A 20998-nucleotide genomic window follows, 5' to 3' on the forward strand; every position below is an offset into this window, starting at 1 on the left:
TTTCACTACAAAGAAGTAATGCCTACTATGACTCAAGTCGCGAAGAAAATTCTGGTAACGTGCGCACTGCCGTACGCCAACGGCTCAATCCACCTCGGCCATATGCTGGAGCACATCCAGGCTGATGTCTGGGTCCGTTACCAGCGAATGCGCGGCCACGAGGTCAACTTCATCTGCGCCGATGATGCCCACGGTACGCCAATCATGCTGAAAGCCCAGCAGCTTGGTATCACACCGGAGCAGATGATTGGCGAAATGAGTCAGGAGCATCAGACTGATTTCGCAGGCTTTAACATTAGCTACGACAATTACCACTCTACGCACAGCGAAGAGAACCGTCAGCTGTCAGAGCTTATATACAGCCGCCTGAAAGAGAACGGTTTTATTAAAAACCGCACCATCTCTCAGTTGTACGATCCGGAAAAAGGCATGTTCCTGCCGGACCGTTTTGTGAAAGGCACCTGCCCGAAATGTAAAGCACCTGATCAATATGGCGATAACTGTGAAGTCTGCGGCGCAACATATAGCCCGACGGAATTGATCGAACCGAAATCGGTGGTTTCTGGCGCTACGCCGGTAATGCGTGATTCCGAACACTTCTTCTTTGATCTGCCTTCTTTCAGCGAAATGTTGCAGGCATGGACCCGCAGCGGTGCGTTGCAGGAGCAAGTGGCAAATAAAATGCAGGAGTGGTTTGAATCCGGCCTGCAACAGTGGGATATCTCCCGCGACGCGCCGTACTTCGGTTTTGAAATTCCGAACGCGCCGGGCAAATATTTCTACGTCTGGCTGGACGCGCCGATTGGCTATATGGGTTCATTCAAGAATCTGTGCGACAAGCGCGGCGACAGCGTAAGCTTCGATGAATACTGGAAGAAAGATTCCACCGCTGAGCTGTACCACTTCATCGGCAAAGATATTGTTTACTTCCACAGCCTGTTCTGGCCTGCCATGCTGGAAGGTAGCAACTTCCGCAAGCCGACCAACCTGTTTGTTCACGGCTATGTGACGGTGAACGGCGCGAAAATGTCCAAGTCTCGCGGCACCTTTATTAAAGCCAGCACCTGGCTGAATCACTTTGACGCCGACAGCCTGCGTTACTACTACACCGCAAAACTGTCTTCGCGTATTGATGATATCGATCTCAACCTGGAAGATTTCGTTCAGCGCGTAAATGCCGATATCGTGAACAAAGTGGTTAACCTGGCATCCCGTAACGCTGGCTTTATCAACAAGCGTTTTGACGGTGTGCTGGCAAGCGAACTGGCTGACCCGCAGCTGTATAAAACCTTCATTGATGCCGCTGAAGTGATTGGTGAAGCGTGGGAAAGCCGCGAATTTGGTAAAGCAGTGCGCGAAATCATGGCGCTGGCTGACCTGGCTAACCGCTATGTCGATGAACAGGCTCCGTGGGTAGTCGCAAAACAGGAAGGTCGCGATGCTGACCTGCAGGCGATTTGCTCAATGGGCATCAACCTGTTCCGCGTACTGATGACTTACCTGAAGCCGGTACTGCCGAAACTGACCGAGCGTGCAGAAGCATTCCTGAATACGGAACTGACCTGGGATGGTATCCAGCAACCGCTGCTGGGCCACAAAGTGAATCCGTTCAAGGCGCTGTATAACCGCATCGACATGAAACAGGTTGAAGCACTGGTGGAAGCATCCAAAGAGGAAGTAAAAGCCACTGCCGCACCAGTTACTGGCCCGCTGGCAGATGATCCGATTCAGGAAACCATCACCTTTGACGACTTCGCCAAAGTTGACCTGCGCGTGGCGCTGATTGAAAACGCAGAGTTTGTTGAAGGTTCTGACAAACTGCTGCGCCTGACACTGGATCTCGGCGGTGAAAAACGTAATGTTTTCTCCGGCATTCGTTCTGCTTACCCGGATCCGCAGGCACTGATTGGTCGTCACACCATTATGGTGGCTAACCTGGCGCCGCGTAAAATGCGCTTTGGTATCTCTGAAGGCATGGTGATGGCTGCCGGTCCTGGCGGGAAAGATATCTTCCTGCTAAGCCCGGATGCTGGTGCTAAACCAGGCCATCAGGTGAAATAATCCCCCTTCAAGGCGCTGCATCGACAGCGCCTTTTCTTTATAAATTCCTAAAGTTGTTTTCTTGCGATTTTGTCTCTCTCTAACCCGCATAAATACTGGTAGCATCTGCATTCAACTGGATAAAATTACAGGGATGCAGAATGAGACACTTTATCTATCAGGACGAAAAATCACATAAATTCTGGGCGGTGGAGCAGCAAGGCAACGAGTTGCATATCAGTTGGGGCAAAGTCGGCACCAACGGGCAAAGCCAGGTAAAAAGTTTTGCTGATGCTGCTGCGGCGGCAAAAGCGGAACTAAAGCTTATCGCAGAGAAAACGAAAAAAGGCTATGTGGAAGGCGATTCGGCAAACGTATATATCCCTCCAGTCACCAAAGCCACTCCTGAAGTTAAAACTCCCCCTGTGAGTCAAAATAAACGCCCATGGCTGGCTGATGATGCAGTCATTCCGGTCACTGACGATATTAATCGATTTGCTTTTCCTCATCGCTCTCGCCCCAGAGAGATCAACTATCTGCACAAAGATAGTCAAATATGGAAGCGCATTGCGAATAACACCAGGGCATATGACCCCGACAACAGATACCGTTCTTATCCAGAAAACTGGCAGCAGGCTTTTGCTGAGTTACAAATGCGAGTTCAGGGTAATCAACAGACAGGGAGTGCGCAATCTGATGCAGCATTGCTCTGGAGTTTTTGGAACTCTTACTCTACAGATGAACTGGTCGATGACTTAGTCATTCGCTGTGGTCTGGAAAGTGCCGTTGAAATCGCCCTTCTCGCTCTTCAACTTAGGTATAAACCAGTAAAAGGTGCAGTAACCACCATCATTCCACCTAATCACGAAGCAGAATCGCTACCGAGTTGGCATCAACGTCTCTGTCATCATCTTTCACTCGCTTCAGAAAATGAGTGGCAACGCTGTGTAGATAAAGTACTTGCGGCTATTCCCTCGCTCTCCCCCGCACGGCAACCTTTTGCGGCGTTATTGATCCCTGAACGCCCGGATATCGCCAATGCTATGGAGCTACGTTATGCAGATCAAAACGTTCCGGCGATGACCTGGTTAAGACTGGTGGTAACCGATGATACCGCTCTGACTACAGCGGAAAAATACGACTTCCCGCCATTACATCGTGATTTTCGCGCTTATCTGGCAATGTTGCTGGCAAATAATGGAATTCGCGGTGCAGGCCGTATACTTACTGAGTTTACGGAAGAGCATTCTGACAATCCCACTTATCTCTTCGAGCGCATCAGCGAGACTGAAGATCTTGTCAAATGGCTATGGAAAACGAATCACCCGGATGCGATTCAAATTCTGATCCTCGGTGTAATTGGCAAGAAAAAGCACCTGGAATACTTAAGCAAAGCCTGCCAAAAACATCCCGCTGCGGCTATTGCCGCTTATGCAACTTTGCTGGCAATACATGAAGATAAAGACTGGCATAAAGCACTTGTCAAACTGATTACCGCCACGCCAGAGTTAGTCACTGACGTCATTCCCTGGGTTAATGCTAAAGCGGCAGACATCTTATCTGAATGTCGTCCTCAGTCAGTAGCTGAAGAATGTCAATATGCCACTGTGGATATGTTGCCGGAGCTGTTTGTCGCTCCACCGTGGGTAATAAATAAAAAGAAAAATGTAATACCCGTATTTGATTTACCTGTGCTTCCTGTTCCTGCCGTCACGGATATCACACCTGGAATTACAGAGTTAATCAGTCATACTGACATATCCAGATTCAGTGAAATCGCGCAATATCAGGCATCCCAGCAAACCTTATTTACCGACCTGCCACTAATTGAAAAAGAAAGTTGGGAGACATCTTTCATTCCTTTTACACCAGAACAACAAATCCTTTGGCAATTAGGTTTTAATAAATGGCGGCATTGCGAGGATGACTTGCATGAAAAAAAATATATACCGCAAAGCGCCGTTGATGCCTTGTTGCGCTTTGATTTTCCAACACTAAAAGCTGAGTTTGCGAAATATCACAACAATGCAAACAAAAGCTGGAATCTATCTGCGCTTTGTTACTTACCGGGACAACAGGCGATTTCATTTCTCAACCAAATAATCATTGAAGAGCGATATTCAGGTGAGAAAGAGATTCTGGCGGTTTTTGGTAGTACTGCCATTCCTGCGTTCATGACTTGCTTGCAAAGAGATCATCAACGACTGTGGATATTCACCCTTTTTATTGGGGCCAGTGAACTAGCCTTACCAATGGCGCAGCGGTTACAGAAAAAAATGGCTTACAAGGATGCCGCTAATTGGCTGGCAAATAACCCGCGCCATGCCGCCGCCGGGCTACTGCCTTTGGCGCTAGGCAAATCCTGTCAAAATCGGGAATATGCCCGCCAGGCACTCCGCCTGCTAGTAAAATTAAACCAGCGAGAAACAATTGAGGAAATCGCGCAAGGATATAACCAACCTGATGTTTTAGCTGCGCTGGCAACATTATTTGATAGCGACCCACTGGAAGAATATCCCGCAAAAATCGCCCCACTGCCCGGCTTTTATCAGTTCACCTTATGGCGCAGGCCACGGCTGAAAAGTAATAACCTGCCTCTGTCCGATGACGCTATGCGCCACCTCGGCACAATGTTGAGCTTTCCTCGCGACATTACCCCCTACGCTGGGCTTGCGATCATCAAAGAAACCTTCACCCGCGAATCACTGGCTGACTTTGGCTGGGATCTGTATACCGCCTGGACAGAAGCTGGCGCACCCGCAAAAGAAAACTGGGCATTTACCTCGCTTGGGATTTTAGGCAATGACGACACCGCGCGTAAATTAACCCCACTTATCCGCGCATGGCCGGGTGAATCCCAGCATAAACGCGCGGTTTCCGGGCTGGATGTATTAGCTGATATTGGCAGCGATATTGCACTAATGTTACTTAATGGCATCGCGCGAAAAATTAAATTCGCCGCATTGCAGGAACATGCGAGTGACAAAATCAACATGGTCGCTGAAAACCGTGGGCTGACTATGGCTGAACTGGAAGACCGCCTGGCACCGGATTTAGGACTTGATAGCAGTGGCTCGCTGACACTGGATTTCGGCCCACGTCAATTTACCGTTGGTTTTGACGAAACCTTGAAACCCGTGGTTCGCGACGCAAACGGCAACGTCCTGAAAGATTTACCTAAACCAAACCAGAGCGATGATAAAACACTGGCAACTGACGCCGTTAACCTCTTTAAACAATTGAAGAAAGATGCGCGAGCCATAGCCAGCCAGCAGATTGATCGTCTGGAGCAGGCTATGTGCCAACGCAGACGCTGGACGGCAGAGCAGTTCCGCCTGTTTCTGGTGGAGCATCCGCTGGTACGTCACTTAACCCGACGGCTGTTATGGGGAGTATATACTGAGGAAAACACGCTGATTGCCTGCTTCCGGGTCGCAGAAGACAGCACTTACAGCGATGCGCAGGAAGAGCTATTCACGTTACCAGCAGGAAACATCGGTATTCCGCATGTGCTGGAAATATCTCCTGAATCCGCCGCTGCATTTGGGCAAATTTATACTGATTACGAACAGCTTCCTCCGTTCCGCCAACTCGATCGTGGTTATTACCACCTTGCTGATAATGAACGTGATTCCCATGAATTGATACGCTGGCAAGGACGTCTTTGCCAGGCCGGGCGCATTGTCGGGCTGGAACGCCGAGGCTGGCAACGTCTGGAAGAAAGCGGCAGCGTTTACGCGATGCGCAAATCTACTCCTTATGGCGATCTCGAACTTGAAACAGAACCTTTTTCATTAATTTATGGTGAAACGGGGTATGGCGACCAGCTACCGGTTGAAAGCGTAAAAATCACCTCGCCTGATAATCGCTACGGTAAACAATCCTCACTCACTTTCTCCGCGCTCGACGACATCACCGCCAGCGAGCTGATTAACGATATTGAATCACTGTTTGATTAAAAGGATTTAACAATGAAAACCTATATTTATCAGGACGAAAAATCACATAAATTCTGGGCGGTGGAGCAGCAAGACAACGAGCTGCATATCAACTGGGGCAAAGTCGGCACTAACGGGCAAAGTCAGGTAAAAGGCTTTGCCGATGCTGCGGCGGCGGAAAAAGCGGAACTGAAGCTGATTGCGGAGAAAGTAAAGAAGGGGTATGTGGAGCAAGCGAAGGATAGTTCTTTGCAACCTTCCCAAACGGTAACGGACTCTCTCAAGGTAGCGGACTTATCCACCATTATTCAGGAACAACCCTCTTTCGTAGCAGAAACCCGTGCGGCTGACAAAAATACAGATGCTGTTTTACCGTGGCTGGCGAAAGATATTGCTGTCGTTTTTCCGCCCGAAGTTGTACACACCACGTTAAGTCATCGCCGCTTTCCCGGAGTTCCTGTTCAGCAAGCAGACAAATTGACCCAATTACGTCGCTTAGCCTGTAGTGTGTCGCAACGGGATAATAAAACAGCCACATTTGACTTCAGCGCCTGTTCTTTAGAATGGCAAAACACCGTCGCCCAGGCGATCAGTCAGATCGACGGCCTGAAAACAACACTGTTACCATCACCAGTAATGGCTGTACTCACGGCACTTGAAATGAAATGCACAAGATATAAAGTGCGTGAGGATGTTATGGATCAGATCGTCCAGGAAGGCGGTCTGGAATATGCTACTGATGTAATAATACACCTTCAACAGATTGATATTGAATGGGATTATGCGAATAATGTCATTATTATTCTGCCGTCTGGCATTGCACCTAACTACTTGGAGCAATATTCCAGATTTGAATTACGCCTACGTAAACATTTATCACTGGCGGAAGAGTTTCTCTGGCAAAAATGTGCACAAAAACTTATTGCCGCAATTCCACATATTCCAGAATGGCGGCAACCATTAATTGCTTTGTTATTACCCGAAAAACCAGAAATTGCACATGAAATTGCCCAGCGTCTACTGGGGCAAAAAAAATCACCCTCGCTTGAGTGGCTAAAAATAGTGGCGACTGATGAGCACATTCTTGCCTCATTAGAAAAATATCACGAGCCATATGCCATTTTTGATGATTACTATTGTGGTGCGATATGGTCAGCCACCGTATTACAGGAGCAAGGTGTTGCAGCCCTGCCCCGATTTGCTCCCTATGCTGCAAGTGACTACTGCGCCGATGTGTTGCGTCATATTAATCATCCGTTCGCATTAACACTGCTTATACGTGTAGCCGGGCATACTAAACGCTGTCACGATCGAATGACGAAAGCCTGCGCTGCGTTCCCACACGCAGCACTGGCAGCACTGGCGGAACTTCTTGCGCAAAAAGAAGAGAATAGTTGGCGCATTATGCTGATGACGATGCTTATCTCGCAACCGACACTGGCAGATCAGGTCATTCCCTGGCTTTCGACACCCGCAGTTGCAGTGCTGAAATCATGCCTGCAACAACTGACACAGCCCTCAAACCATGCCAGCGCCGATCTACTGCCAGCCATAGTAGTCTCCCCACCATGGCTTTCGAAAAAGAAAAAAGCGACGATTCCGGTGCTGGAGTTAGCGCCATTAGGCATTGAGCCAATCTGTTATCTGACAGAAGAAATCAGTAATCAACTTTTGGCGAAATATATCTGGTATTCAAAACACATCACGGTTAGCCATGAAGAAAGTACTGCCAACCTGTTGGCAAGAATGGGTTTTCAACGACGGATCGCTGGTACATATATTAAAGCTCCCGAAGCGGTAGTTGAGGCATGGCTAAATGAAGATTATTCAACCTTAATAAGTGAATTTAAGGTGTTTCATTCACCTACCGGGCATTATTGGCATTTGGGGATTTTGACAACATTGCCGCTGGAGAAAGCAGTAAAAGCATGGAATGCCCTTACCCTATCTCCACATACCGATACCGAATACGCCATGTTACATTTTGGACTCAAAGGGTTACCTGGGTTAGTAAACTCACTTGCACGCTATCCACAGGAAGCCTTGCCCATCACGAATTACTTCGCAGCGAGTGAGCTGGCACCTGCCGTCGCCCGTGCCTTCAACAAACTCAAAACGCTACGCGAAAACGCCCGCACCTGGCTGCTGAAATACCCGGAACATGCCATTACCGGCCTACTGCCTGCGGCGCTCGGCAAAGCCGGTGAAGCCCAGGATAACGCCCGCGCTGCCTTGCGAATGCTTACCGAAAACGGTCATCAGCCATTACTGCAAGAAATCGCCCGGCGTTATAACCAGCCGGAAGTAACCGATGCGGTGAACGCTCTGCTTGCGCTCGATGCCTTAGATAATCACCCGACAAAAATCCCCACTCTTCCGGCCTTTTATCAGCCATCGCTCTGGACGCGCCCGGTATTAAAAGCAAACGCCCAATCACTGCCAGATAGCGCCCTCCTCCACCTCGGCGAAATGCTCCGCTTCCCTCAGGAAGAGGCTCTGTATCCGGGATTATTGCAGGTGAAAGATGCCTGTACCGCCGACTCACTGGCTGAATTTGCCTGGGATCTGTTTACCGCCTGGCAGACCGCTGGCGCGCCGTCGAAAGAGAGTTGGGCGTTCAGTGCGTTAGGTGTTCTCGGCAACGAAGACACCGCCCGCAAACTGACGCCATTAATACGCGCCTGGCCTGGTGAATCCCAGCATAAACGCGCCACCGTTGGTTTGGATATTCTCGCTGCTATCGGCAGCGATATCGCCCTGATGCAGCTTAACGGCATCGCCCAGAAACTGAAATTCAAAGCATTACAGGAGCGGGCGAAAGAGAAAATTGCCGACATTGCCGAAAGTCGCGAACTGACAGTGGCGGAGCTTGAAGATCGGTTAGCACCGGATCTCAGTCTGGATGATAACGGTTCGCTGCTGCTGGATTTTGGCCCACGCCAGTTCACCGTCAGCTTTGATGAAACCTTAAAACCTTTTGTGCGTGATGTTTCCGGCAGCCGCCTGAAAGACTTACCTAAACCCAATAAAAGCGATGATGAAACACTGGCAGACGACGCTGTTAACCGCTACAAACTGCTGAAAAAAGATGCGCGTACCGTTGCTGCCCAGCAGGTGGCAAGGCTGGAATCCGCCATGTGCCTGCGACGCCGCTGGTCGGCTGAAAACTTTCAACTCTTCCTGGTTGAACATCCACTGGTACGCCACTTAACCCGCCGTCTGATTTGGGGCGTTTATAGCGCCGAAAACCAGCTACTGGCGTGCTTCCGCGTGGCGGAAGATAACAGCTACAGCACCGCTGATGATGACCTCTTCACCTTGCCGGAAGGCGATATCTCTATTGGTATTCCTCACGTTCTGGAAATATCACCGACGGATGCTGCCGCCTTCGGGCAGCTTTTTGCCGACTACGAACTGTTACCACCGTTCCGCCAGCTTGATCGTAACAGTTACGCGCTGACAGAAGCCGAGCGCAATGCCAGCGAACTGACACGCTGGGCAGGCAGAAAATGCCCGAGTGGTCGGGTAATGGGGCTGGCAAATAAAGGCTGGATAAAGGGCACCCCGCAGGATGGAGGCTGGATCGGCTGGATGATCAAACCCCTGGGCCGCTGGTCGTTAGTCATGGAAATCGATGAAGGTTTTGCGGTAGGCATGTCGCCAGCCGAACTGAGTGCCGAGCAACTCTTAAGCAAGCTGTGGCTATGGGAAGGCAAAGCGGAAAGCTATGGCTGGGGGAGTAATTCAACACAGGAAGCGCAGTTCTCCGTACTCGATGCCATCACCGCCAGCGAGCTAATTAACGATATTGAAGCCCTGTTTGAATAAGGAAAGAGCATGGACAAGGAATTACCGTGGCTGGCGGATAACGCCCAACTGGAACTGAAATATAAAAAAGGCAAAACACCACTCAGCCATCGCAATTGGCCAGGCGAACCGGTGCCTGTTATCACTGAAAGCATCATTCAGACACTGGGTGATGAATTGCTACAAAAAGCAGAGAAGAAAAAAAACATTGTCTGGCGTTATGAAAACTTTTCACTGGAGTGGCAGTCCGCCATCACGCAGGCCATCAACTTGATCGGCGAACACAAACCCTCAATCACGGCCCGGACAATGGCGGCGCTAGCCTGTATCGCGCAAAATGATAGCCAACAGTTGCTCGACGAAATCGTCCAACAAGAGGGGCTGGAATATGCAACTGAGGTGGTGATTGCACGCCAGTTTATTGTACGGTGTTATGAGAGTGATCCTCTGGTAGTCACATTGCAATATCAAAACGAGGACTATGGCTATGGTTATCGCTCAGAAACCTATAACGAATTCGATCTCCGATTGCGTAAGCATCTCTCTCTGGCAGAGGAAAGCTGCTGGCAGCGTTGCGCCGACAAACTCATTGCCGCACTGCCAGGAATAACCAAAGTTCGCCGCCCTTTTATTGCGCTGAACCTCCCGGAAAAACCCGAAATCGCCAACGAGCTGGTAAGCCTTGAATGTTCGCAAACTCATTTTCGCTCAAAAGAGTGGTTAAAAGTTGTTGCTACTGACCCCAAAGCGGTGAGAAAACTCGAACGCTACTGGAGCCAGGATATATTTAGCGATCGAGAAGCCAGCTACATGTCGCATGAAAACCACTTCGGCTACGCGGCCTGCGCTGCCCTTTTGCGCGAACAAGGACTGGCAGCCGTTCCGCGCCTCGCGATATATGCCCATAAAGAAGATTGCGGCAGTCTGCTGGTACAAATTAACCATCCGCAAGTCATCCGCACCTTGCTGTTAGTTGCTGATAAAAACAAACCCAGCCTGCAACGTGTGGCTAAATACAGTAAAAACTTCCCCCATGCGACGCTCGCCGCACTGGCAGAACTGCTGGCGTTAAAAGAACCACCTGCGCGCCCTGGTTATCCAATCATCGAAGACAAAAAGCTGCCTGCACAGCAAAAAGTTCGAGATGAGTTCTGGCATACGCTGTTACAAACGCTGATGGCATCGCAGCCACAACTGGCAGAAGACGTCATGCCGTGGTTAAGTACTCAAGCTCGGGCAGTGCTGAATAGTTATTTATCGGCACCTCCAAAACCGGTTATTGATAGCACCGATAACAGCCAAATGCCTGAAATCCTCGTTTCACCACCGTGGCGTAGTAAGAAAAAAATGACAGCTTCACGTCTTGATTTGGCACCGCTCGAATTAACTCCGCAAGTTTACTGGCAATCAGGCGAACAAGAGAGGCTTGCGGCCACTGAGTCTGCCCGTTATTTCAGCACGGAATCTCTTGCGGAACGCATGGAACAAAAAAGTGGACGAGTTGTATTACAGGAACTGGGTTTTGGGGATGATGTATGGCTGTTTCTGAATTATATACTCCCCGGAAAACTGGACGCTGCACGCAATTCACTCATTGTTCAGTGGCATTACTACCAGGGGCGGGTTGAAGAGATCCTGAATGGCTGGAACTCCCCGGAAGCACAATTAGCAGAACAGGCGCTTCGCAGCGGTCACGTAGAAGCGTTAATTAACATATGGGAAAATGACAACTACTCACGTTATCGTCCGGAAAAGAGTGTCTGGAACCTGTATTTGCTGGCACAGTTGCCACGAGAGATGGCACTAACGTTCTGGCTGCGTATCAATGAGAAAAAATTCCTGTTCGCTGGCGAAGACTATTTTCTCAGTATCCTCGGGTTGGATGCGCTACCCGGTTTGTTATTGGCTTTTTCGCATCGTCCAAAAGAAACATTTCCGTTAGTGTTAAATTTCGGCGCCACCGAACTGGCCCTGCCCGTTGCTCGCGTCTGGCGACGTTTCGCGGCACAGCGTGATCTGGCTTGCCAGTGGATTTTACAATGGCCGGAACATACGGCAACCGCCCTTATTCCACTTGTCTTTGATAAACCCAACGACAACAGCGAAGCGGCATTACTAGCCCTTCGTTTCCTGTATGAACAGGGATATGGTGAATTACTGCAAACCGTGGCAAACCGCTGGCAGCGTACAGATGTATGGCCTGCCCTGGAGCAATTACTTAAACAGAGTCCAATAGAGATTTACCCAGCACGCATTCCAAAAGCTCCTGATTTCTGGAATCCGACAATGTGGTCCAGGCCGCGCCTTATCACTAATAATCAGCCTGTTACCGATGACGCTCTGGAAATTATCGGCGAAATGCTGCGCTTTACCCAGGGTGGACGTTTTTATAGCGGGCTGGAACAACTGAAAACGTTCTGCCAACCGCAAACGCTGGCCACTTTTGCCTGGGATCTCTTCACCGCATGGCAACAAGCTGGCGCCCCCGCAAAAGACAACTGGGCATTTCTGGCGTTAAGTCTCTTTGGCGACGAAAGCACGGCACGGGATCTGACGACACAGATCCTCGCCTGGCCACAAGAAGGCAAATCTGCCCGTGCTGTCAGTGGTCTGAATATACTCACCCTGATGAATAATGATATGGCGCTGATACAGCTGCATCATATATCGCAACGGGCGAAATCCCGCCCCTTACGTGATAACGCGGCGGAATTCCTTCAGGTGGTCGCAGAAAATCGCGGGCTAAGCCAGGAAGAGTTAGCGGACAGATTAGTCCCATCACTGGGCCTTGATGACCCGCAGGCGTTGATTTTTGATTTTGGTCCCCGGCAGTTTACCGTTCGCTTCGATGAAAACCTCAACCCGGTTATCTACGATCAGCAAAACGTTCGCCAGAAAAGTGTTCCCCGGTTGCGAGCCGATGACGATCAACTGAAAGCGCCCGAGGCACTGGCCCGATTAAAAGGGCTAAAAAAAGATGCCACTCAGGTGAGCAAAAACCTGCTCCCGCGTCTTGAAACTGCCCTGCGCACCACCCGACGCTGGTCGCTGGCAGATTTTCATTCTCTCTTTGTTAATCATCCATTTACTCGCCTGGTTACCCAGCGACTGATATGGGGCGTTTATCTGGCAAATGAACCGCGACGTTTACTCAACGCCTTTCGTGTGGCCGCAGAGGGGGAATTCTGCAATGCACAAGATGAGCCAATTGACCTGCCTGCGGACGCTCTGATTGGCATTGCCCACCCGTTAGAAATGACAGCAGAAATGCGCAGTGAATTTGCACAGCTTTTTGCCGATTACGAAATTATGCCGCCTTTTCGCCAGTTGGCGCGGCGCACGGTGCTGCTCACACCTGACGAGTCAACCAGTAACAGCCTGACTCGCTGGGAAGGTAAATCCGCTACCGTTGGGCAACTTATGGGAATGCGATACAAAGGCTGGGAGTCAGGCTATGAGGACGCATTTGTCTATAATTTGGGCGAGTACCGGCTGGTCCTTAAGTTTTCACCCGGTTTTAACCACTACAATGTTGATAGCAAAGCGCTAATGAGCTTCCGTTCTCTTCGAGTGTACCGTGACAATAAATCCGTCACTTTTGCCGAACTTGATGTGTTTGATTTGAGTGAGGCGTTAAGCGCACCCGACGTCATTTTCCATTAAAACACAGTGGGCAGTGATGCGACTGCCCGTTATCAACACGACTTACCACCGGGAAAAGCGATGATCGTGCAAAAAGAGCTGATCGCTATTTACGATTATGAGGTCCCTGTACCTGAAGATCCGTTTTCCTTCAGTCTTGATATCCATAAATGCTCTGAATTATTTACAGGTTCTGTCTATCGACTGGAACGATTCCGGCTACTTCCAACATTTAATGATGCCGACCCGCTAATAAATGATGCGTTGATTTATATAAGAGATGAGTGTATTGATGAGCGAAAATTACGAGGTGAATCACCTGAAACGGTAATAGCAATTTTTAATCGCGAACTACAGAATATATTCAACCAAGAAATATAATAATAGTTTATTAAAGGGGGAAACGGTATTCCCCCTTAGATGCGTTTCAATTTGCCCGTTACTTCAACAAATCAATCAACCGTAACAGAGCCACTAATAACTCCAGTACGGCAATGAGCACGGTTAACTTTTGTGTCAGCGTGTCCATCCGCTCTCCTTATTAAGGAGCGCAACACCAGCACCTTACCCTTACACTGCCTGTCGATACTGGTTTACGTATGTTGGTACGAAACGTTGCTCTCCGGATCAGGACACCGCCTGCAGCACCACCCGTCCGGCAGCCAGGACTTAAAATTGGTCCGATCCGGCACAACCTCCCAACGGGCAGGATTATAAATATCATTCACTGAATTGCAATGGAGTGTGGATATGGTTATAATTTATTCGTTGGTACGAAATGTTGCACTATCAGCAAGTTAGCGTCATTGTAGTAAATAAAAAAACCTGCCTCACCAGCAGGTTTTTTTATTTACTGTGATCTGCTTTCCAGATATTTTTCGCTCAAACAACTAATGCGCCAAACATTTATTTCGCGTAAAATATCGTTTATTTCATTAATACATTTCAGGGATGAATATATGTCACCACAGAATAATCATCTGCAGCGTCCGCCTGCTGCTGTGTTATACGCCGATGAACTGGCAAAATTAAAACAAAATGATAACGCCCCATGTCCGCCCGGTTGGCAGTTAAGTTTGCCTGCAGCCCGTGCTTTTATCCTTGGCGACGAAGCGCAAAATATTAGCCGTAAAGTCGTGATTAGTCCCTCCGCTGTCGAACGTATGTTAGTCACTCTTGCCACCGGACGCGGTTTGATGTTGGTGGGGGAACCGGGTACCGCAAAATCTCTCCTGTCTGAATTACTGGCAACCGCTATTAGCGGCGATGCCGGGTTAACCATCCAGGGCGGCGCATCTACCACCGAAGATCAAATCAAGTACGGCTGGAACTACGCCCTGCTTATCAATCATGGTCCGTCAACGGAAGCGCTGGTCCCAGCCCCGCTTTACCAGGGAATGCGCGACGGCAAAATTGTCCGTTTTGAAGAGATAACGCGTACACCGCTGGAAGTGCAAGACTGTCTGTTAGGTATGCTTTCTGACCGGGTTATGACGGTGCCGGAACTCACCGGTGAAGCCAGTCAGCTCTATGCGCGGGAAGGCTTTAATATTATTGCCACTGCCAATACCCGCGATCGCGGCGTCAATGAGATGAGTGCCGCGCTAAAGCGTCGCTTCGATTTTGAAACTGTCTTTCCGATTATGGATTTCGCCCAGGAGCTGGAACTGGTCGCCAGTGCTTCGGCGCGTTTGCTGGTCCATAGCGGTATTCCGCATAAAGTGCCTGACGCGGTACTGGAGTTACTGGTACGCACCTTCCGCGATCTGCGTGCCAACGGCGAAAAGAAAACGTCAATGGATACACTAACAGCGATTATGTCCACCGCTGAAGCCGTGAACGTGGCCCACGCCGTGGGCGTCCGCGCCTGGTTTTTAGCGAATCGCGCAGGTGAGCCAGCCGATCTGGTGGACTGTATTGCCGGAACCATCGTCAAAGATAACGAAGAAGATCGCGCTCGTCTGCGCCGTTACTTCGAACAGCGTGTCGCCACACATAAAGAAGCTCACTGGCAGGCTTATTATCAAGCCCGCCACCGCCTGCCGTGAGGAAAGATGCATGAGCGAGCCGTTAATTGTCGGCATCCGGCATCATAGTCCGGCCTGCGCCCGGCTGGTGAAATCGTTAATCGAAAGCCAGCGGCCACGATACGTGTTGATTGAAGGCCCGGCTGATTTTAATGACCGGGTAGACGAACTGTTTTTAGCCCACCAGCTTCCGGTAGCTATTTACAGTTATTGCCAGTATCAGGACGGTGCGGCCCCCGGGCGTGGTGCCTGGACGCCATTTGCTGAATTTTCGCCGGAGTGGCAGGCGCTACAAGCCGCACGTCGTATTCAGGCACAAGCTTACTTCGTCGATTTGCCTTGCTGGGCGCAGAGTGAAGAAGAGGACGATTCGCCTGATACGCAAGAGGAAAGCCAGACCTTGCTGCTGCGTGCCACCCGCATGGATAACAGCGACACCCTGTGGGATCACTTGTTCGAAGATGAAAGCCAGCAAACTGCATTACCCTCTGCACTGGCGCACTATTTTGCCCAACTGCGGGGCGACTCCCCCTGCGATGCACTCAATCGTCAGCGCGAAGCCTTTATGGCCCGCTGGATTACATGGGCGATGCAGCAAAATAATGGTGACGTGTTAGTCGTCTGCGGCGGCTGGCACGCTCCGGCACTGGCAAAAATGTGGCGCGAATGTCCGCAGGAAATTAACAAGCCAGAATTGCCCGCACAGGATGGGGCCGTTACAGGTTGCTATCTCACGCCATACAGCGAAAAGCGCCTTGATGTGCTGGCTGGATACCTTTCCGGTATGCCTGCCCCGGTCTGGCAAAACTGGTGCTGGCAGTGGGGCTTGCGGCAGGCAGGAGAACAACTGCTAAAAACGGTTCTTACCCGTTTGCGCCAGCATCACTTGCCTGCTTCAACCGCTGATATGGCTGCCGCTCATCTGCATGCGATGGCACTGGCACAGTTGCGCGGTCATACACTACCGTTACGCACTGACTGGCTGGATGCCATAGCAGGATCACTGATTAAAGAAGCCCTGAATGCGCCGTTGCCGTGGAGCTATCGCGGCGTTATTCATCCCGATACCGATCCGATTCTGCTAACGTTGATAGACACATTAGCGGGTGACGGATTCGGTAAACTTGCCCCCTCCACGCCACAACCGCCTCTGCCAAAAGATGTCACCTGCGAACTGGAACGTACCGCAATCTCTCTTCCGGCGGAGCTTACCTTAAATCGCTTTAACCCCAATGGACTAGCGCAAAGTCAGGTGTTACATCGGCTGGCAATACTGGAGATCCCAGGGATTGTGCGCCAGCAGGGAAGTACACTGACACTTGCAGGTAACGGTGAAGAACGCTGGAAATTAACTCGCCCGCTTAGCCAACATGCGGCATTGATTGAGGCCGCCTGTTTTGGTGCCACACTCCAGGAAGCCGCACGCCATAAATTAGAAGCCGATATGCTGGACGCGGGCGGAATCGGCAGTATCACCACATGTCTTAGCCAGGCGGCGTTAGCGGGTCTGGCGTCTTTCAGTCAACAATTACTGGAGCAACTCACATTATTAATCGCCCAGGAAAATCAATTTGCCGAAATGGGCCAGGCGCTGGAAGTGCTATATGCCTTATGGCGGCTGGATGAAATTAGCGGTATGCAAGGCGCGCAGATATTACAAACGACGTTATGCGCGGCTATCGATCGCACGCTGTGGCTGTGTGAATCTAACGGAAGACCGGATGAAAAGGAGTTTCACGCTCACCTGCATAGCTGGCAAGCGTTGTGTCATATCCTGCGCGATCTGCATAGCGGTGTGCAGCTCCCCGGCGTTTCTCTTTCTGCGGCGGTGGCCTTACTGGAGCGCCGCAGTCAGGCGGTTCATGCCCCGGCACTGGATCGCGGCGCGGCTCTTGGCGCACTGATGCGTCTGGAACATCCCAACGCCAGTGCCGAAGCGGCGCTGACGATGCTGGCGCAATTATCCCCGGCACAATCCGGCGAAGCGCTGCACGGTTTGCTGGCGCTGGCCCGCCATCAACTGGCCTGTCAGCCGGCATTTATCGCCGGTTTCAGCAGTCATTTAAATCAACTGAGTGATGCCGATTTTATTAACGCCCTGCCCGATTTACGCGCGGCGATGGCCTGGCTACCGCCACGAGAACGCGGGACGCTGGCGCATCAGGTGCTTGAGCATTATCAACTGGCGCAACTTCCCGTTTCGGCGCTGCAAATGCCGTTGCATTGTCCACCGCAAGCCATTGCACACCATCAACAACTCGAACAGCAGGCACTGGCATCGCTGCAACACTGGGGAGTTTTCCATGTCTGAACTGAACGATCTTCTGACCACCCGTGAGCTACAACGCTGGCGATTGATTCTTGGCGAAGCGGCAGAAACGACGCTTTGTGGACTGGATGACAATGCCCGGCAGATAGACCACGCGCTGGAGTGGCTGTACGGGCGCGATCCTGACCGGCTCCAGCGTGGTGAACGCTCCGGTGGATTAGGTAGCTCAAATCTCACTACACCTGAGTGGATCAACAGTATTCACACACTGTTTCCGCAACGGGTGATCGAGCGACTGGAAAGCGATGCCGTACTGCGCTACGGAATTGAAGATGTGGTGACGAATCTCGACGTGCTGGAACGTATGCAGCCTTCTGAAAGCCTGCTACGCGCCGTTTTGCACACCAAACATCTGATGAATCCTGAAGTGCTGGCTGCCGCCCGCCGGATAGTGCGCCAGGTAGTGGAAGAAATTATGGCGCGACTGGCAAAGGAAGTTCGCCAGGCTTTTTCTGGTGTCCGCGATCGCCGCCGTCGCTCATTTATTCCACTGGCGCGTAATTTCGATTTCAAAAGTACTCTGCGCGCCAACCTGCAACACTGGCACCCGCAACATGGCAAGTTGTATATCGAATCCCCCCGCTTTAACAGCCGTATTAAGCGCCACAGTGAACAATGGCAATTGGTCTTACTGGTTGATCAAAGCGGATCGATGGTCGATTCGGTGATCCACTCTGCGGTGATGGCGGCCTGTTTATGGCAGTTACCCGGCATTCGTACCCATCTGGTCGCTTTTGACACCAGCGTGGTTGATCTCACGGCAGACGTTGCCGATCCGGTAGAGTTATTAATGAAAGTACAATTAGGCGGTGGGACCAATATCGCCAGTGCCGTGGAGTATGGTCGGCAACTTATTGAACAACCAGCAAAAAGCATCATTATCCTCGTGAGCGATTTTTATGAAGGGGGTTCATCATCATTGCTGACGCATCAGGTGAAAAAGTGTGTCCAGAGCGGTATCAAAGTGCTGGGACTGGCAGCGCTCGATAGCACAGCAACGCCATGTTATGACCGCGATACGGCCCAGGCGCTGGTTAATGTCGGTGCACAAATAGCCGCGATGACACCGGGCGAGCTGGCATCATGGCTTGCGGAGAATCTTCAGTCATGAATTCACTACGTCCGGAATTATTAGAACTGACACCGCAGGCCCTGACGGCGTTAAGCAATGCCGGTTTTGTGAAGCGCAGTCTTAAGGAACTGGAAAATGGCAACATTCCGGAAATCAGCCATGAGAACGGTGTTTTACTCGCCACGTTCAGTGACGGTGTCCGTACCCAGCTGGCGAACGGTCAGGCACTGAAAGAGGCTCAGTGCACTTGCGGGGCCAGCGGCATGTGCCGTCATCGCGTGATGCTGGTGTTAAGTTATCAACGACTTTGCGCTACCGCCCAGCCCACAGAAAAAGAAGAAGAGTGGGATCCAGCAATCTGGCTGGGAGAGCTGGCAACCCTACCCGATGCCACCCGTAAACGTGCACAAGCCCTTGTCGCTAAAGGCATCAGCATCGAGTTGTTCTGTGCGCCGGGCGAAATTCCCTCTGCCCGATTGCCGATGAGTGATGTGCGTTTTTATTCCCGCAGCAGCATTCGTTTCGCACGCTGTGATTGTATTGAAGGCACGCTGTGTGAACATGTAGCACTGGCTGTGCAGGCCTTCGTCGAGGCCAAAACTCAGCAAGCGGAATTTAACCATTTGATCTGGCAGATGCGCAGCGAACACGCTGCATCATCTGACGATCCATTTGCCAGCGAAGAAGGCAAAACGTGTCATCAATATGTTCAGCAATTAAGTCAGGTATTATGGCTGGGCGGCATCAGCCAGCCGCTCATCCATTACGAGGCCGCATTCAGCCGTGCATTGCAGGCGGCAGAGACCTGCAACTGGCGATGGGTGAGTGAATCGCTACGGCAACTGCGCGCCAGCGTTGATGCCTTCCACGCCCGCGCCAGCCACTACCATGCCGGAGAATGCTTACGTCAGCTTGCGGCATTAAACAGTCGCTTGAACAGTGCACAAGAAATGGCACGCCGCGACAGTGTTGGTGAAATTCCTCCCATGCCGTGGCGCACGGTGGTTGGCGCAGGCATTGCCGGAGAAGCAAAGCTTGATCATCTGCGGCTGGTGTCTTTAGGTATGCGTTGCTGGCAGGATAATGAGCAGTATGGTTTACGCATCTGGTTCACCGATCCCGACACCGGCAGTATTTTGCACCTTTCGCGCAGTTGGCCGAGAAGCGAACAGGAAAACTCACCGGCAGCCACACGTCGGCTGTTTAGTTTTCAGGCTGGCGCACTGGCAGGTGGGCAAATTGTTTCACAAGCCGCGCGTCGCAGTGCCGAAGGTGAGCTGCTGTTAGCTACTCGCAACCGCTTAAGTAGCGTTGTCCCACTGTCGCCCGATGCCTGGCAAATGCTGAGTGCACCGTTGCGCCAGCCCGGCATTGTGGCTTTGCGGGAATACTTACGCCAGCGTCCGCCAGTCTGCGTCCGGCCGCTTAATCAGGTGGATAATTTATTTATTCTGCCGGTGGCGGAGTGTATTTCGCTGGGATGGGACAGCAGCCGCCAGACGCTGGATGCGCAGGTGATTAGCGGCGAAGGTGAAAATAATGTGCTGACGTTATCGCTGCCAGCCTCTGCCTGCGCGCCCTTTGCCACTGAACGTATGTCGGCACTTTTACAACAGCAGGATGATCCTGTGTGTCTGGTTTCTGGATTCGTCAGTTTTGTTGAAGGACAGTTAACGCTGGAACCTCGAGTCATGATGACGCAAACCAGAGCCTGGGCTCTGGATGCTGAAACTGCGCCTGTTGCAGCACTACCTTCAGCGTGCGTTCTTCCTGCGCCATCCACCGCTCATCAGTTGCTGATGCGCTGTCAGGCGTTGCTCATTCAATTGCTACACAACGGCTGGCGCTATCAGGAACAGAGCATCATTAGCCAGGCTGAGTTGCTGGCAATAGATTTAACCGCGGCGGGGTTTTATCGGCTGGCGCATGTGTTGAATCAATGGCGTCATACGGAAGGTGAGACACTAATAGAAACATTGAATAGTTGCGTTTTACTTTGCGAACAATTATTACCGTTGCTTGAGTACCTGGAAGGAGAAAATGCTTTTTATTAAGAGTTCTACTCCATTTCCGGACTGCTCAAGCCGTTATATTAGGCATATCCTATAGCGCCCTGGTGAGAGTCACCAGTTTCCTGATTTTG

Annotated in this window: 9 protein-coding genes; all 9 read left to right on the forward strand. The window is 50.9% G+C overall.

All coding sequences use genetic code 11. The features are described 5' to 3' along the window. Positions 1-27 precede the first annotated feature (27 nt). The 9 genes from metG to FFT88_RS11600 all read left to right on the forward strand — a co-directional run bounded on the left by metG (position 28) and on the right by FFT88_RS11600 (position 20909). Entirely contained in the window at positions 28-2061 is a 2034-nt protein-coding gene (gene metG / locus FFT88_RS11560; protein ID WP_135404910.1) for a methionine--tRNA ligase, read from the forward strand. A gap of 140 nt (positions 2062-2201) precedes the next feature. After that, positions 2202-5999, forward strand: a complete 3798-nt coding sequence (locus FFT88_RS11565; protein ID WP_135404907.1) for a WGR and DUF4132 domain-containing protein — start codon at positions 2202-2204, stop codon at positions 5997-5999. A gap of 12 nt (positions 6000-6011) precedes the next feature. After that, positions 6012-9806 carry a WGR and DUF4132 domain-containing protein gene (locus FFT88_RS11570; protein ID WP_135404905.1) on the forward strand — a complete coding sequence of 1265 codons (3795 nt, stop codon included), beginning with the start codon at positions 6012-6014 and terminating at the stop codon, positions 9804-9806. Between the two features lie 9 nt (positions 9807-9815). Continuing rightward, positions 9816-13448 (forward strand): DUF4132 domain-containing protein YehI, encoded by a 3633-nt coding sequence (yehI, locus tag FFT88_RS11575; protein ID WP_135404903.1) that lies wholly within the window; start codon positions 9816-9818, stop codon positions 13446-13448. A 60-nt stretch (positions 13449-13508) separates the two neighbouring features. Next, a complete protein-coding gene (yehK, locus tag FFT88_RS11580) occupies positions 13509-13808 on the forward strand; it encodes a protein YehK (protein WP_135404901.1) in 300 nt (99 codons plus the stop codon). A gap of 578 nt (positions 13809-14386) precedes the next feature. Then, a complete protein-coding gene (locus FFT88_RS11585; protein WP_135404899.1) occupies positions 14387-15475 on the forward strand; it encodes a MoxR family ATPase in 1089 nt (362 codons plus the stop codon). A 10-nt stretch (positions 15476-15485) separates the two neighbouring features. Further along, positions 15486-17765: a DUF5682 family protein gene (locus FFT88_RS11590; RefSeq protein WP_135404897.1), complete on the forward strand. Its 2280-nt coding sequence runs from the start codon at positions 15486-15488 to the stop codon at positions 17763-17765. Further along, on the forward strand, positions 17758-18894 hold the full coding sequence (locus tag FFT88_RS11595) for a VWA domain-containing protein (RefSeq protein WP_135404895.1): 1137 nt from the start codon (positions 17758-17760) through the stop codon (positions 18892-18894). The genes FFT88_RS11590 and FFT88_RS11595 overlap by 8 nt, the downstream gene beginning before the upstream one ends. Then, a complete protein-coding gene (locus tag FFT88_RS11600; protein WP_135404893.1) occupies positions 18891-20909 on the forward strand; it encodes an SWIM zinc finger family protein in 2019 nt (672 codons plus the stop codon). The genes FFT88_RS11595 and FFT88_RS11600 overlap by 4 nt, the downstream gene beginning before the upstream one ends. Positions 20910-20998: the final 89 nt, after the last annotated feature.

It is taken from the genome of Escherichia sp. E4930, from assembly GCF_005845405.1.
Classification (GTDB): domain Bacteria; phylum Pseudomonadota; class Gammaproteobacteria; order Enterobacterales; family Enterobacteriaceae; genus Escherichia.